Source organism: Burkholderia lata, from assembly GCF_902499025.1.
GTDB lineage: Bacteria > Pseudomonadota > Gammaproteobacteria > Burkholderiales > Burkholderiaceae > Burkholderia > Burkholderia lata_C.
This window is the reverse complement of record NZ_CABVPW010000018.1, coordinates 158,149-171,098: the sequence shown is the minus strand read 5'-3', so window position 1 is coordinate 171,098 and position 12,950 is coordinate 158,149. Positions and strand designations below refer to the sequence as shown.

14 protein-coding genes and 1 pseudogene are annotated in these 12,950 nt (G+C 66.7%); 5 read left to right on the top strand and 10 right to left on the bottom strand.

What is annotated here, in order from left to right:
• The 5 genes and pseudogenes from BDI24065_RS19885 to BDI24065_RS19865 all read left to right on the top strand — a co-directional run.
• Positions 1-294: pseudogene (locus tag BDI24065_RS19885) on the top strand (regulator); the annotation flags it as partial.
• A gap of 14 nt (positions 295-308) precedes the next feature.
• The gene (gene recJ, locus BDI24065_RS19880) at positions 309-2,006 is read left to right on the top strand and encodes a single-stranded-DNA-specific exonuclease RecJ (protein ID WP_175032696.1); all 1,698 of its coding nucleotides are present in this window, start codon (positions 309-311) and stop codon (positions 2,004-2,006) included.
• A gap of 152 nt (positions 2,007-2,158) precedes the next feature.
• Positions 2,159-3,263, top strand: a protein-coding gene (gene prfB, locus BDI24065_RS19875; protein WP_122945782.1) for a peptide chain release factor 2 whose coding sequence is annotated in 2 segments (ribosomal slippage) — positions 2,159-2,239 and positions 2,241-3,263 — 1,104 coding nt in all. Because the reading frame shifts where the segments join, the coding sequence is not laid out codon by codon here.
• An 82-nt stretch (positions 3,264-3,345) separates the two neighbouring features.
• Positions 3,346-4,872 (top strand): lysine--tRNA ligase, encoded by a 1,527-nt coding sequence (gene lysS, locus BDI24065_RS19870; protein ID WP_175032695.1) that lies wholly within the window; start codon positions 3,346-3,348, stop codon positions 4,870-4,872.
• 348 nt (positions 4,873-5,220) lie between these two features.
• A complete protein-coding gene (locus tag BDI24065_RS19865) occupies positions 5,221-5,955 on the top strand; it encodes a glycine zipper 2TM domain-containing protein (protein WP_175032694.1) in 735 nt (244 codons plus the stop codon).
• Positions 5,956-6,083: 128 nt separating this feature from the next.
• Here BDI24065_RS19865 and iscX read toward each other — a convergent pair whose 3' ends face one another.
• From iscX to BDI24065_RS19815, 10 genes are all read right to left on the bottom strand, one after another.
• A complete protein-coding gene (iscX, locus tag BDI24065_RS19860; RefSeq protein ID WP_034183561.1) occupies positions 6,084-6,293 on the bottom strand; it encodes a Fe-S cluster assembly protein IscX in 210 nt (69 codons plus the stop codon).
• Positions 6,294-6,312: 19 nt separating this feature from the next.
• Complete coding sequence (fdx, locus tag BDI24065_RS19855) at positions 6,313-6,654, bottom strand: ISC system 2Fe-2S type ferredoxin (RefSeq protein ID WP_122945786.1); 342 nt, start codon at positions 6,652-6,654, stop codon at positions 6,313-6,315.
• An 88-nt stretch (positions 6,655-6,742) separates the two neighbouring features.
• Entirely contained in the window at positions 6,743-8,611 is a 1,869-nt protein-coding gene (hscA, locus tag BDI24065_RS19850; RefSeq protein WP_175032693.1) for a Fe-S protein assembly chaperone HscA, read from the bottom strand.
• A gap of 54 nt (positions 8,612-8,665) precedes the next feature.
• Positions 8,666-9,193 carry a Fe-S protein assembly co-chaperone HscB gene (gene hscB, locus BDI24065_RS19845; RefSeq protein WP_042973645.1) on the bottom strand — a complete coding sequence of 176 codons (528 nt, stop codon included), beginning with the start codon at positions 9,191-9,193 and terminating at the stop codon, positions 8,666-8,668.
• Between the two features lie 97 nt (positions 9,194-9,290).
• Positions 9,291-9,614, bottom strand: coding sequence for an iron-sulfur cluster assembly protein IscA (iscA, locus tag BDI24065_RS19840; RefSeq protein WP_012492710.1), 324 nt, complete (start codon positions 9,612-9,614; stop codon positions 9,291-9,293).
• 64 nt (positions 9,615-9,678) lie between these two features.
• Positions 9,679-10,086 carry a Fe-S cluster assembly scaffold IscU gene (gene iscU, locus BDI24065_RS19835; RefSeq protein ID WP_006481982.1) on the bottom strand — a complete coding sequence of 136 codons (408 nt, stop codon included), beginning with the start codon at positions 10,084-10,086 and terminating at the stop codon, positions 9,679-9,681.
• A 68-nt stretch (positions 10,087-10,154) separates the two neighbouring features.
• A complete protein-coding gene (locus BDI24065_RS19830) occupies positions 10,155-11,378 on the bottom strand; it encodes an IscS subfamily cysteine desulfurase (RefSeq protein ID WP_174918529.1) in 1,224 nt (407 codons plus the stop codon).
• A 64-nt stretch (positions 11,379-11,442) separates the two neighbouring features.
• The gene (gene iscR, locus BDI24065_RS19825; RefSeq protein ID WP_009691731.1) at positions 11,443-11,982 is read right to left on the bottom strand and encodes a Fe-S cluster assembly transcriptional regulator IscR; all 540 of its coding nucleotides are present in this window, start codon (positions 11,980-11,982) and stop codon (positions 11,443-11,445) included.
• A 114-nt stretch (positions 11,983-12,096) separates the two neighbouring features.
• Entirely contained in the window at positions 12,097-12,579 is a 483-nt protein-coding gene (locus BDI24065_RS19820; RefSeq protein WP_175032692.1) for a low molecular weight protein-tyrosine-phosphatase, read from the bottom strand.
• Positions 12,580-12,680: 101 nt separating this feature from the next.
• Positions 12,681-12,908, bottom strand: a complete 228-nt coding sequence (locus tag BDI24065_RS19815; RefSeq protein WP_175032691.1) for a hypothetical protein — start codon at positions 12,906-12,908, stop codon at positions 12,681-12,683.
• Positions 12,909-12,950: the final 42 nt, after the last annotated feature.

Genomic DNA, 12,950 nt, shown 5'->3' with positions numbered 1-12,950 from the left:
GGTGCGCCGCCGGCCGCGTTCGGCGCGCTGCCCGCCGCCGACGGCGCGACGCTCGTCGACCTGCCCGTGCTGACCACCCCGTTCATCGAGCAGGACTGGGCGCGCTGGCACGACGGACTCGCCGCGCTCGAGCGCGACTGGTTCGCGCCCGCCCTCGCCGCGCTGCAGAACGGCGAGCTCGCAAGCGTCGATATCACGCTGTGCGGCGACACGAGTTCCGTGACGCTGCACGCGACGCGCGGCGACCTGCGCAAGTTCTGGCGCCGCCGTGCGCTTGCCTCCCTGTTCGAATAACAAGCAGACCCCGAATGACCCGGATCGTTACCCGCCCCGTCGCGCCCGCCGACGCCGAAGTGCTCGCGCGCCACGGCCTGCACCCCGTCCTCGCGCGCCTGTACGCGTCGCGCGGCGTGCAGTCCCCTGCCGACATCGAAACCGCGCTGGCGCGGCTCGTTCCGCCCACCGAGCTGAAAGGCTGCGCCGACGCGGCAGCGCTGCTCGCCGACGCGATCGCCGACAAACGGCGGCTGCTCGTCGTCGCCGACTACGACTGCGACGGCGCGACCGCCTGCGCGGTCGCGGTGCGCGGCCTGCGGATGTTCGGCGCGCAGATCGACTACCTGGTGCCGAACCGTTTCGAATACGGCTACGGCCTCACGCCCGAGATCGTCGAACTCGCGGCCGCGCGCAAGCCGGACCTGCTGATCACCGTCGACAACGGGATCGCGAGCGTCGCGGGCGTCGAAGCCGCGAACGCACGCGGCATCGACGTGCTCGTGACCGACCACCACCTGCCCGGCGACGCGCTGCCCACCGCGCGCGCGATCGTCAACCCGAACCAGCCCGGCTGCGCGTTCCCGAGCAAGCACCTCGCCGGCGTCGGCGTGATGTTCTACGTGCTGCTCGCGCTGCGCGCCGAGCTGCGCCGCCGCGGCGCGTTCGCGAGCAAGGAAGCCGAGCCGCGCCTCGACGGCCTGCTCGACCTCGTCGCGCTCGGCACCGTCGCCGACGTCGTGCGGCTCGACGGCAACAACCGCGTGCTCGTCGCGCAGGGGCTGCAGCGCATCCGCAACGGCCGCATGCAACCGGGCGTCGCCGCGCTGTTCCGCGCCGCCGCGCGCGAAGCGCGCACGGCGTCGGGCTTCGACCTCGGCTTCGGTCTCGGCCCACGCCTGAACGCCGCCGGGCGGCTCTCCGACATGTCGCTCGGGATCGAGTGCCTGATCACCGACGACATTGGTCGCGCGTGGGATCTCGCGCAGCAGCTCGACGTGATGAACCGCGAGCGCCGAGAGATCGAGGCCGGCATGCAGCAGCAGGCGCTCGCCGATCTCGCCGACGTCGACCCGGCCGACGCGTGCACGATCACCCTCTTCAACCCCGAGTGGCACCAGGGCGTGATCGGCATCGTCGCCGGCCGGCTCAAGGAAAAATTCCACCGTCCGTCGTTCACGTTCGCGCACGCGGACGAGGAAGGCAAGCGGGTCAAGGGATCGGGCCGCTCGATTCCCGGCTTCCACCTGCGCGACGCGCTCGACCTCGTGTCGAAACGCGAACCGGACCTGATCGTCGCGTTCGGCGGCCACGCGATGGCGGCCGGCCTCACGCTCGACACCGAGAACGTGCCGCGCTTCGCCGCCGCGTTCGAGGCAGTCGCGCGCGAATGGCTGTCCGACGACGCACTGGCCCGCGTGATCGAGACCGACGGCGAACTCGAGGACGCGTACTTCACCCCGCAGTTCGTCGGGCTGCTCGACGAGGCCGTCTGGGGGCAAGGGTTTCCGGCCCCGCTTTTCTCGGGCGAATTCGACGTCGTGTCGCAGTCGCTCGTGAAGGAAAAGCATCTGAAACTGCAGCTCGCGCGTGGCCGCCAGCGCTTCAACGCGATCTGGTTCAACCACACGGAGCCGCTGCCGGCGAGCGCGCTGGTCGCGTACCGCCTCGTCGCCGATACGTGGAACGGCGTCACGCGCGTCCAGCTGATCGTCGAACACGCGGCCGGCTGAGCCCGGGCCGCCCGGCCCGCGATGCCCGCCGATGCATGCGCACCGCGCCGGACGGGGCCGCGGCGCGCGTGCGAGCACCGTCTGCGTCACCGGGCAACCCTGCCGATCGGCTATAATTCCGCTTTTTTACGAAGCAAGAAAAGCGAACGATCATGGAAGCGGAACGTCTCAACGCGATCGAAAGCTCCCTGCTCGACCTGCGCAACCGCGCGGGCGAGCTCCGGGGGTATCTTTGACTACGACGCCAAAGCTGCGCGTCTGACCGAAGTCAACAAGGAACTCGAAGACCCGAACGTCTGGAACGATTCGAAGAACGCCCAGGCGCTGGGTCGCGAGAAGAAGCTGCTCGAAGGCGTCGTCACGACGCTCACCGTGCTCGATAGCGACCTGCGCGACGCACTCGACCTGTTCGAGCTGGCCCGCGAGGAAGGCGACGAGGACACGCTCGTCGCGTCGGAAGACGACGCCGCGAAGCTCGAGGCACGCGTCGGTGACATCGAGTTCCGCCGGATGTTCTCGAACCCGGCCGACCCGAACAACTGCTTCATCGACATCCAGGCCGGCGCCGGCGGCACCGAGGCGTGCGACTGGGCGTCGATGCTGCTGCGCCAGTACCTGCGCTACTGCGAACGCAAGGGCTTCAAGGCCGAGGTGCTCGAAGATTCCGACGGCGACGTCGCCGGTATCAAGAACGCGACGGTCAAGGTCACAGGCGAATACGCATACGGCTTCCTGCGCACCGAAACGGGCATCCACCGCCTCGTGCGCAAGTCACCGTTCGACTCGTCGGGCGGCCGCCACACGTCGTTCTCGTCAGTGTTCGTCTATCCGGAAATCGACGACTCGATCGAAGTCGAGATCAACCCGGCCGACCTGCGCATCGACACGTACCGCGCATCGGGCGCGGGCGGTCAGCACATCAACAAGACCGACTCCGCGGTGCGGATCACGCACATGCCGACCGGTATCGTCGTGCAGTGCCAGAACGACCGCTCGCAGCACCGCAACCGCGCCGAAGCGATGGCGATGCTGAAATCGCGCCTGTACGAAGTCGAGATGCGCAAGCGCCAGGCCGAACAGGACAAGCTCGAATCGAGCAAGACCGATGTGGGCTGGGGCCACCAGATCCGTTCGTACGTGCTCGACCAGAGCCGCGTGAAGGACCTGCGCACGAACGTCGAAATGAGCAACACGAGGGCTGTCCTCGACGGCGACCTCGACGACTTCATCAGCGCGAGCCTCAAACAGGGCGTGTAAGCGCCGTGGCGCGACCCGGCCGGGTCGCGCCCCCTTGCCCTTCCCGTTTGCGTTGCCGCACCCACTCCGAATTCCGACCATCATGACCGAACCGACCCAAACGCAGCCCGCCGTCACCGCGGACGAAAACCAGATCATCGCCGAGCGCCGCGAGAAGCTGCGCGCGTTGCGCGAGCAAGGCGTCGCCTACCCGAACGATTTCCGCCCGACGCATCACGCAGCCGATCTGCAATCGGATTTCGCCGACTCGGACAAGGCCGCCCTCGAAGAGAAGCAGGTCGAGGTGGCCGTGGCTGGCCGCATGATGCTCAAGCGCGTGATGGGCAAGGCAAGCTTCGCGACGGTGCAGGACGGTTCGGGCCAGATCCAGTTCTTCGTGACGCCGAACGACGTCGGCGCGGAAACCTACGACGCATTCAAGAAGTGGGACCTCGGCGACATCGTCGCCGCGCGCGGCGTGCTGTTCCGCACCAACAAGGGCGAGCTGTCGGTCCAGTGCAAGGAACTGCGCCTGCTGTCGAAGGCGCTGCGCCCGCTGCCGGACAAGTTCCACGGCCTGTCCGACCAGGAAATGCGCTACCGCCAGCGCTACGTCGACCTGATCGTCACGCCGGAAACGCGCGACACGTTCCGTGCCCGCACCAAGACGATCGCGTCGATCCGCAACTTCATGGACAACGCCGACTTCATGGAAGTCGAGACGCCGATGCTGCACCCGATCCCGGGCGGCGCGGCCGCGAAGCCGTTCGTCACGCATCACAACGCGCTCGACATGCAGATGTTCCTGCGCATCGCGCCGGAGCTGTACCTGAAGCGCCTGATCGTCGGCGGCTTCGAACGCGTGTTCGAAATCAACCGCAACTTCCGGAATGAAGGCGTGTCGCCGCGTCACAACCCGGAATTCACGATGATGGAGTTCTACGCCGCGTACACCGACTATCGCTGGCTGATGGACTTCACCGAGCAACTGATCCGCCAGGCGGCGATCGATGCGCTCGGCACCGCGACGATCCAGTACCAGGGCCGCGAGCTCGACCTCGCGAAGCCGTTCCACCGCCTGACGATCACGCAGGCGATCCAGAAGTACGCGCCGGACTACACCGCCGGCCAGCTGTCGGACGACGCGTTCCTGCGCACCGAACTGAAGCGCTTCGGCGTCGACGTGGCGCAGCCGGCGTTCCTGAACGCGGGTACCGGCGCGCTGCAGCTCGCGCTGTTCGAGGAAACGGCCGAAGCGCAGCTGTGGGAGCCGACCTTCATCATCGACTACCCGGTCGAGGTGTCGCCGCTCGCACGTGCATCGGATACGGTGCCGGGCATCACCGAGCGTTTCGAGCTGTTCATGACCGGCCGCGAAATCGCGAACGGCTTCTCGGAGCTGAACGATCCGGAAGACCAGGCCGCGCGCTTCAAGAAGCAGGTCGAGCAGAAGGATGCAGGCGACGAGGAAGCGATGTTCTTCGACGCCGACTACATCCGCGCGCTCGAATACGGGATGCCTCCGACCGGCGGCTGCGGGATCGGCATCGACCGTCTCGTGATGCTGCTGACCGACAGCCCGACGATCCGCGACGTGCTGCTGTTCCCGCATCTGCGCCGCGAAGACTGATCGCTGCGCCCGCGTGTGCGCCGCGCCCTGCGGCGCGCACGCGTCAGCTTTGTAACGACGCGTAAATCCCGCCAGCCGGCGTCCGCCGGCTTTCGATCCCTCCCCGTTTTATCCCCTCGTCGCGACGGCCTTCTCCGGGTTTTCCCTGTCATGACCGCCGCCGGCCCGCTGCAATTCGTTACACCTTGATACGGCGCGCCGCTTGCCGGTGAACGACACTCCTCTTGCGTCACCACGCATGACCACGGGACCAGAACAAGGCGCAGGAACGCCAAGTCTGCGCGAGCCCGCAGCGTGGGATCCGGCCCGGCGCCGCAGTGCCGATCCGGATCGACATCGGAGAAAAAAATGGACAACCAGAATCAGACCACGCCGCAAAAGCAACGCCTCCACCCGCTCATCGCCACCGCCGCCGGCGCCGTCATCGTCGCCAGCCTCGCGGCGACGGCCGCGATCACGGGCGTGTTCCCGAAGGCCAGCAGCAGCAACGAACAGAACGGCCAGACCCAGGCCGCGCTGATCGCATCGCAGCCGGCCGTCGATACGGCCGCGGCCGCCAGCGCCGCGCTGGCCGCCCAGGCCAAGCAGCAGGCGGCCGAACAGGCCGCCGCGCAGCAGAAGGCCGCCGCCGTCGCGCAGGCCGAGCCGAAGCCCGCGCCGCGTCCGGCCGCGCCGCATCGCCGTCACACCACGGCCCCGCAGCCGCCGCAATACGCACAGCAGCCGTCGGCACCCGCGCAGACCTACTGCCAGAGCTGCGGCACGGTCGTCGCGATCACGCAGACGCGCACGCCGGGTCAGAGCTCGGGGATCGGCGCCGTGGGTGGCGCAGCAGCCGGCGGCCTGCTCGGCAACCAGTTCGGCAACGGCAACGGCCGCACGGCGATGACGATCATCGGCGCACTCGGCGGCGGTCTCGCCGGCAACCAGGTCGAGAAGCAGGTTCGCGCGGAAACGGACTACCAGGTGCAAGTGCAGATGGAGAGCGGCGCGACGCGCACGTTCACGTACCGCAATCAGCAGCCGCCGTTCGGCCAGGGCCAGCGCGTGCGGATCGAGAACGGCACGCTGGTCGGCGCGTGATCGCGTGACGCCCCTGCCCGTGTAACGTTCGCGGGTAACCGGCTTGAAAACGAAAACGGCTCGTGAGCGATTGCTCACGAGCCGTTTTTTATTGCCGGCCGTCTGCGCCGTCGGGGCGCCCGCCAGGTTCAGTCTTCGTCGTCGAAGTCCGATTCGTCGATCCAGTGGGCCTGGATCGCTTCGAGGATCTTCTCGCCGGAATGCTTCGGATCGTCGTCGAAGCCGTCGAGCTCGAGCACCCACTGGCGCAGGTCGACGAAGTTGATCCGCTGCGGGTCGATGTCCGGGTACTTGTCCGCCAGCGCAATGGCTAGTTCACGCGAATCGGTCCATTTCATCGCCTGCCTCCGGTTCCTGTCAGTGGTTTTCCTTCGCGTGGTTGATCGAGTACTTCGGAATCTCGACCACCAGGTCCGAATCTTCCTTCACGAGCGCCTGGCACGACAGGCGCGACGTCGGCTCGAGGCCCCACGCCTTGTCCAGCAGATCGTCCTCGTCCTCCTCGGACGGCGTCAGATCGTTGAAGCCTTCGCGGATCACCACGTGGCACGTCGTGCACGCGCACGACTTCTCGCATGCATGCTCGATCTCGATCCCGTGTTCGAGCAGGTTGTCGCAGATACTCTTGCCGGGCGTCGCGTCGATCACTGCGCCGTCCGGGCACAGTTCGACGTGAGGCAGCACCACCAGTTGAGGCATGTCCGTTCCGTCAGTCAGGGTGCGGCGCCATGCGCCGCACGGTTCATTATCGCGCGGGCCGTCGCCGGCCGATGCGCAGTTCGTGAGTTCAGATCTCGTCGAGCCGGCGGCCCGACAGCGCGCGCTTGATGCTCTTGTCCATCCGGCGCGCGGCAAATTCGTCGGTGCCGTCGGCCAGCGCCTTGGTCGCCGCTTCGATCGCGTTCGTATCGTCGCCTTGCGCCACCGCGCGCAGCGCCGTGGCCAACGTGTCGACTTGCGTGCGTTCGTCCGCGTCGAGCAGTTCGCCGTCGGCCGCCAGCGCGGCCTGCGTCGCCTCGAGCATCCGCTCGGCCTCGACCTGCGCTTCGCGCAGCGCGCGGGCGCGCATGTCGATTTCAGCGGTCTTGAAACTGTCCTCGAGCATCTTCGCGATGTCGTCGTCGGCAAGACCGTACGACGGCTTCACGACAACCGATGCCTCGACGCCCGACAGCTGCTCGCGGGCGAACACCGACAGCAGGCCGTCCGCGTCGACCTGGTAGGTCACGCGAATGCGCGCGGCGCCGGCCGTCATCGGCGGAATGCCGCGCAGCTCGAAACGCGCAAGCGACCGGCAGTCGGCGACGAGCTCGCGCTCGCCCTGCACGACGTGGATCGCCATCGCGGTCTGGCCGTCCTTGAAGGTCGTGAATTCCTGCGCGCGCGCGATCGGAATCGTCGAGTTGCGCGGAATGATCTTCTCGACGAGGCCGCCCATCGTCTCGACACCGAGCGACAGCGGAATCACGTCGAGCAGCAGCCAGTCGTCGCCGGTACCGCGATTGCCTGCGAGCAGGTCGGCCTGGATCGCCGCGCCGAGCGCGACGACCTGGTCGGGATCGAGGTTCACGAGCGGCGGCTGGCCGAAGTATTTCGCGACTGCGTCGCGGATCACCGGCATGCGCGTCGCGCCGCCGACGAGCACGACGCCCTTGATATCCGCCGGCGTCACCTGCGCATCGCGCAGTGCCTTGCGGGTCGGCGTGAGCGTGCGCTGCACGAGCGGCTCGACGAGCGACGCAAACGTGTCGTGCGAGATCGTCTGCACGAGGTGCGCGCCACCCGACAGCGTGACGTCGAGCGACGCCTGCGGCGCGGACGACAGCGCTTCCTTCAGCACGCGCACACGGTCGAGCAGCAGGCGCACGTCTTCGGGCGCGAGCGACTTCGCATCGATGCCGGCCTGCGCGAGCACGTGATCGAACAGCGCATGGTCGAAATCGTCGCCGCCGAGCGCGGAATCGCCGCCCGCGGCCAGCACTTCGAACACGCCCTTCGTCAGCTTCAGGATCGACAGGTCGAACGTGCCGCCGCCGAGGTCGTACACCGCGTAGAGGCCTTCGGACCCGTTGTCGAGACCGTAGGCAATCGCGGCAGCGGTCGGTTCGTTCAGCAGGCGCAGCACGTTGAGGCCCGCGAGGCGCGCCGCATCCTTGGTCGCCTGGCGTTGTGCTTCGTCGAAATACGCGGGCACCGTGATCACCGCGCCGACCAGGTCGTCGCCGAGCGAATCTTCCGCGCGATAGCGCAGCGTCGCGAGGATCTCGGCCGACACTTCGACCGGGCTCTTCACGCCGTCGATGGTACGGATCTGCACCATGCCCGGCGCATCGACGAATTCGTACGGTGCGTTCGCCGCGCCTTCGACCTCGGCCTTGCCGCGGCCCATGAAGCGCTTGACCGACACGATCGTGTTGCGCGGATCGGTCGCGGCCTGCTCTTTCGCCTCGTGGCCGATGCGTCGGCCGCCCTTCTCGAGATAGCGGACCACCGACGGCAGCAGCACGCGCCCGGCTTCGTCCGGCAGTACTTCGGGCACGCTGTTGCGCACGGCCGCGACGAGCGAGTTCGTCGTGCCGAGATCGATCCCGACGGCGAGTCGCCGCTGATGCGGCGCCGGCGCCATGCCCGGTTCGGAAATTTGCAGTAAAGCCATCTTGGTTCGTTCGGGCGCTCGGCCCGTTTGCTGCGCGTGCCGCAAGGCACGCGGTTAAGTTTCGAGACGCTCGATCTGCGCGCCCACTTCCGACGCGACCCGTTCGATGAACATCAGCTGGCGCACGGCCTCGGCGGCCGCCTGATCGGCGCCGCTGTCGAGCAGCGTGCCGAGACGCTCCACACGCACGCGCCGCTCTTCGCGCAATTCGGCGAGCAGCGCGTCGAGCGCGTCGACGTTACGGGCGGCCGCGGCATCCTCGATGCCTTCGCGCCACTCCATCTGCTGCATCAGGAACGCAGGCTCCATCGCGGTGTTGTTTTCCGCGCCGATGTCGACACCGCGCAGCGACAGCAGATACGACGCGCGCTTCAGCGGATCGCGCAGCGTGCGGTACGCCTCGTTCGCGCGGGTTGCCCATTGCATCGCGATGCGCTTCTGCGCGTCGCCGGCCGCCGCGAAGCGGTCCGGATGCACCTGCGTCTGCACCGTCCGATAGGCGGCGTCGAGCGCCGTCTCGTCGAGCGCGAATTGCGCCGGCAGGTGAAACAGGTCGAAATGGCTGTCTTTCAGCGAGACCATCGTCGCGTTCAATTCCGGTTCGTCGCGCGGCAAACGCCGCACATTAAAAAGGCGGCCCGTGCCGCCTCTTGCCCGCATCGCGCGGTGATTCGCGTGGTCACACGCGGAACGATTCGCCGCAGCCGCACTCGTCCTTCACGTTCGGGTTGTTGAACTTGAACCCTTCGTTCAGGCCTTCGCGTGCGAAGTCGAGCTCGGTACCGTCGATGTAGGCCAGGCTCTTCGGATCGACGATGACCTTCACGCCATGGCTCTCGAACACCTGATCCTCGGGAGCCAGCTCGTCGACATACTCGAGCTTGTACGCGAGCCCCGAGCACCCGGTCGTGCGAACGCCAAGCCGCAGGCCCATACCCTTGCCGCGACGGACGAGGTATTTCTGGACGTGCTGTGCTGCTTTTTCGGTCAGTGTAATTGCCATGATGTCCTTGCCGCGGCGCGCCACCTGGGCCCGCCGCGTTCCTTCTGAAGCCGCTCGATGCCGCTCAGGCTGCTGCCTGATCGCCTTCCTTGGTGTCGTGACGCTTCTTGTAGTCGGCCACGGCTGCCTTGATCGCGTCTTCCGCGAGGATCGAGCAGTGAATCTTCACCGGCGGCAGCGCGAGTTCTTCTGCGATCTGCGTGTTCTTGATCGACAGTGCTTCGTCGAGCGTCTTGCCCTTCACCCATTCGGTGACGAGCGAGCTCGATGCGATCGCCGAACCGCAACCGTAGGTCTTGAACTTCGCGTCTTCGATCACGCCGTCCGCGCCGACGCGGATCTGCAGCTTCATCACGTCGCCGCAGGCCGGCGCGCCGACCATGCCCGTGCCGACCGTGTCGTCGTCCTTCGCGAACGAACCGACGTTGCGCGGGTTTTCGTAGTGATCCAGAACCTTGTTGCTGTAAGACATGACTCAGACTCCTTGACTCGTTACGTCTGCGTGCGCGAATCCGCCCGCGGGTATGTTCAATCCGGCGCTCAGTGTGCGGCCCATTCGATCGTCGACAGATCGATGCCTTCCTGGTGCATTTCCCAGAGCGGCGACAGTTCGCGCAACTTCGCGATCTTGCTGTTCAGCAGGTTGATCACGAAATCGACTTCCTGCTCCGTCGTGAAGCGGCCGACCGTGAAGCGGATCGAGCTGTGTGCCAGCTCGTCGTTGCGGCCGAGCGCACGCAGCACGTACGACGGCTCCAGCGACGCCGACGTGCATGCGGAGCCCGACGACACCGCGACGTCCTTGATCGCCATGATCAGCGACTCGCCTTCGACGAAGTTGAAACTGATGTTGAGGTTGTGCGGGACACGGCGCTCCATGTCGCCGTTCACGTACGTTTCCTCGATCTGCGACAGGCCGCGCAGCAGCTTGTCGCGCAGCATGCGGACGCGCTCGTTTTCCGTCGCCATTTCTTCGCGTGCGATGCGGAACGCTTCGCCCATGCCGACGATCTGGTGCGTCGCCAGCGTGCCCGAACGCATGCCGCGCTCGTGGCCGCCGCCGTGCATCTGCGCTTCGATGCGCACGCGCGGCTTGCGACGCACGTACAGCGCGCCGATGCCCTTCGGGCCGTAGGTCTTGTGCGCCGAGAACGACATCAGGTCGACCTTCAGCTTCGCGAGGTCGATCACGACCTTGCCGGTCGACTGTGCGGCGTCGACGTGGAACACGATGCCCTTCTCGCGGCAGATTTCACCGATCGTCTCGATGTCCTGGATCACGCCGATCTCGTTGTTCACGTGCATCACCGACACGAGGATCGTGTCCGGGCGCAGCGCGGCCTTGAACACGTCGAGGTCGATCAGGCCGTCATCCTTCACGTCGAGGTAGGTGACTTCGAAACCGTCGCGCTCGAGCTCGCGGCAGGTATCGAGCACGGCCTTGTGCTCGGTCTTCACCGTGATGATGTGCTTGCCCTTGCCCTTGTAGAAGTTCGCGGCACCCTTGATCGCGAGGTTGTCCGATTCCGTTGCGCCGGACGTCCAGATGATCTCGCGCGGATCCGCGTTCACGAGCGCGGCCACGTTCTCGCGCGCTTCCTCGACCGCACGCTCCGCGTCCCAGCCATACGCGTGGCTGCGCGACGCCGGGTTGCCGAACTGCTCGCGCAGGTACGGCACCATCTTGTCGACCACGCGCGGATCGACCGGCGTCGTCGCGCTGTAATCCATGTAGATGGGCAGGTGGAGAGTGTCTTGGGTCATCTGTCGCTCCGGGAATTCTGTGCAGGGACTATGTACGTTATGGGGTATGGCGGCGCCTTCGCGCTCACGAACTCGCGATGTTGAACACCGAGTTGGGGCCGAGCGGCATCGTGCGCACCGGCTCGGCCGGGGCCGCGACGGGCTCCGGCGTCCGACGGTCGCGCAGCACCGCGGGGGCGCCCTCGCGAGCGCGCTGCTGATCGACGAGATCCTGCAGCGACACCGAATCGAGGTATTCGACCATCTTCTGGTTCAGCGTCGACCACAGCTCGTGCGTCATGCAATGGCCGTCCGGCTGCTTAGAGCCGTCGCACGTGCCTTTGCCGCCGCACTGCGTGGCGTCGAGCGGTTCATCGACCGCGATGATGATGTCGGCAACGGTGACGTCCTGCGCGCGACGCGCGAGGTTGTAGCCGCCGCCCGGGCCGCGCACGGATTCGACGATTTCATGCCTGCGCAGCTTGCCGAACAGCTGTTCGAGATACGAGAGCGAAATCCGCTGGCGCTGGCTGATGCCTGCAAGCGTCACCGGGCCCTGCTCCTGGCGCAGTGCCAAGTCAATCATCGCCGTGACGGCGAAACGGCCTTTGGTGGTGAGTCTCATGGTGTCTAGGGGACTGCAATCTTGACGATTTTGGTCAAGTATAAATATTTGACGAATTTAGTCAAGTATCCATGTCTTTGAAAGGGTATTCGCAGACCGCTGAATTCCGCGCGATCAGCGCTCGGTGCGGGCCCGGAGCGTCTCCAGCAGGCCCGCGCATGCGCGCTCGACCTGATCGAGCACCTGCTCGAAGCCCTGCGCACCGCCGAAATACGGATCGGCCACTTCGGTTTCCGTCGAATCCGGCGCGAACTCCATCAGCAGGCGCACCTTGTCGCGATGCTGCGGCGGACAGCGACGGTGCAACTCCGCGAGATTCGCCTCGTCCATCGCGAGCAGCAGGTCGAAGCGCTCGAAATCCGCCGCGCTCACCTGTCGTGCGCGCAGCGCCGACAGGTCGTAGCCACGGCCGCGAGCGGCAGCCTGCGCACGCGTATCGGGCGCCTCGCCGACATGCCAGTCGCCGGTGCCGGCCGAATCGATCGCGATCCGGTCCGCCAGCGCGGCCGCGTCGACCTGGTGACGCATCACGCCTTCCGCAGTGGGCGAACGGCAGATGTTGCCGAGACAGACGAAACAGATCGAAACGCGGGTCATCGCACTATCGGAAAGCCGCGGCGAGCCGCGTCGGAGAAGAACACGCCATTATACAAAGGCAGCCGAAATCGCGCCGCCGCGCAAAGCGACGGCGTCATGCCTTACAGCGCCTTCGGCGCCGCGAGCACGACATCGCCGGATGCCGCCGGCAGCGGCTTCGCCGTGTCGTCGACCAGCCCGAACGACACCGCGCGCGCCAGCTCGGCGGATGCCTGGTGAACGGCGAGCGGACCACGCGACGGCGCATCGGCCATCGCATGCAGATAGGCAGCCGCAGCCAGCGGAACGACGATTGCCAGCGGCCAGTACATCGATATTGTCTTTTTCATGATGCGGACCTCCTTGACCTCGTACCCCGAAACCCAATTCCG

What these genes read in the sequence shown, in the direction of transcription:
- recJ (WP_175032696.1), top strand. Translation starts at nt 309, where the DNA reads ATGACCCGGATCGTTACCCGCCCCGTCGCGCCCGCCGACGCCGAAGTG.
- iscA (WP_012492710.1), bottom strand. Translation starts at nt 9,614, where the DNA reads ATGGCAATTACACTGACCGAAAAAGCAGCACAGCACGTCCAGAAATAC.
- BDI24065_RS19820 (WP_175032692.1), bottom strand. Translation starts at nt 12,579, where the DNA reads ATGACCCGCGTTTCGATCTGTTTCGTCTGTCTCGGCAACATCTGCCGT.
- hscB (WP_042973645.1), bottom strand. Translation starts at nt 9,193, where the DNA reads ATGGTCTCGCTGAAAGACAGCCATTTCGACCTGTTTCACCTGCCGGCG.
- iscU (WP_006481982.1), bottom strand. Translation starts at nt 10,086, where the DNA reads ATGTCTTACAGCAACAAGGTTCTGGATCACTACGAAAACCCGCGCAAC.
- iscR (WP_009691731.1), bottom strand. Translation starts at nt 11,982, where the DNA reads ATGAGACTCACCACCAAAGGCCGTTTCGCCGTCACGGCGATGATTGAC.
- BDI24065_RS19830 (WP_174918529.1), bottom strand. Translation starts at nt 11,378, where the DNA reads ATGACCCAAGACACTCTCCACCTGCCCATCTACATGGATTACAGCGCG.
- BDI24065_RS19865 (WP_175032694.1), top strand. Translation starts at nt 5,221, where the DNA reads ATGGACAACCAGAATCAGACCACGCCGCAAAAGCAACGCCTCCACCCG.
- iscX (WP_034183561.1), bottom strand. Translation starts at nt 6,293, where the DNA reads ATGAAATGGACCGATTCGCGTGAACTAGCCATTGCGCTGGCGGACAAG.
- lysS (WP_175032695.1), top strand. Translation starts at nt 3,346, where the DNA reads ATGACCGAACCGACCCAAACGCAGCCCGCCGTCACCGCGGACGAAAAC.
- BDI24065_RS19815 (WP_175032691.1), bottom strand. Translation starts at nt 12,908, where the DNA reads ATGAAAAAGACAATATCGATGTACTGGCCGCTGGCAATCGTCGTTCCG.
- fdx (WP_122945786.1), bottom strand. Translation starts at nt 6,654, where the DNA reads ATGCCTCAACTGGTGGTGCTGCCTCACGTCGAACTGTGCCCGGACGGC.
- hscA (WP_175032693.1), bottom strand. Translation starts at nt 8,611, where the DNA reads ATGGCTTTACTGCAAATTTCCGAACCGGGCATGGCGCCGGCGCCGCAT.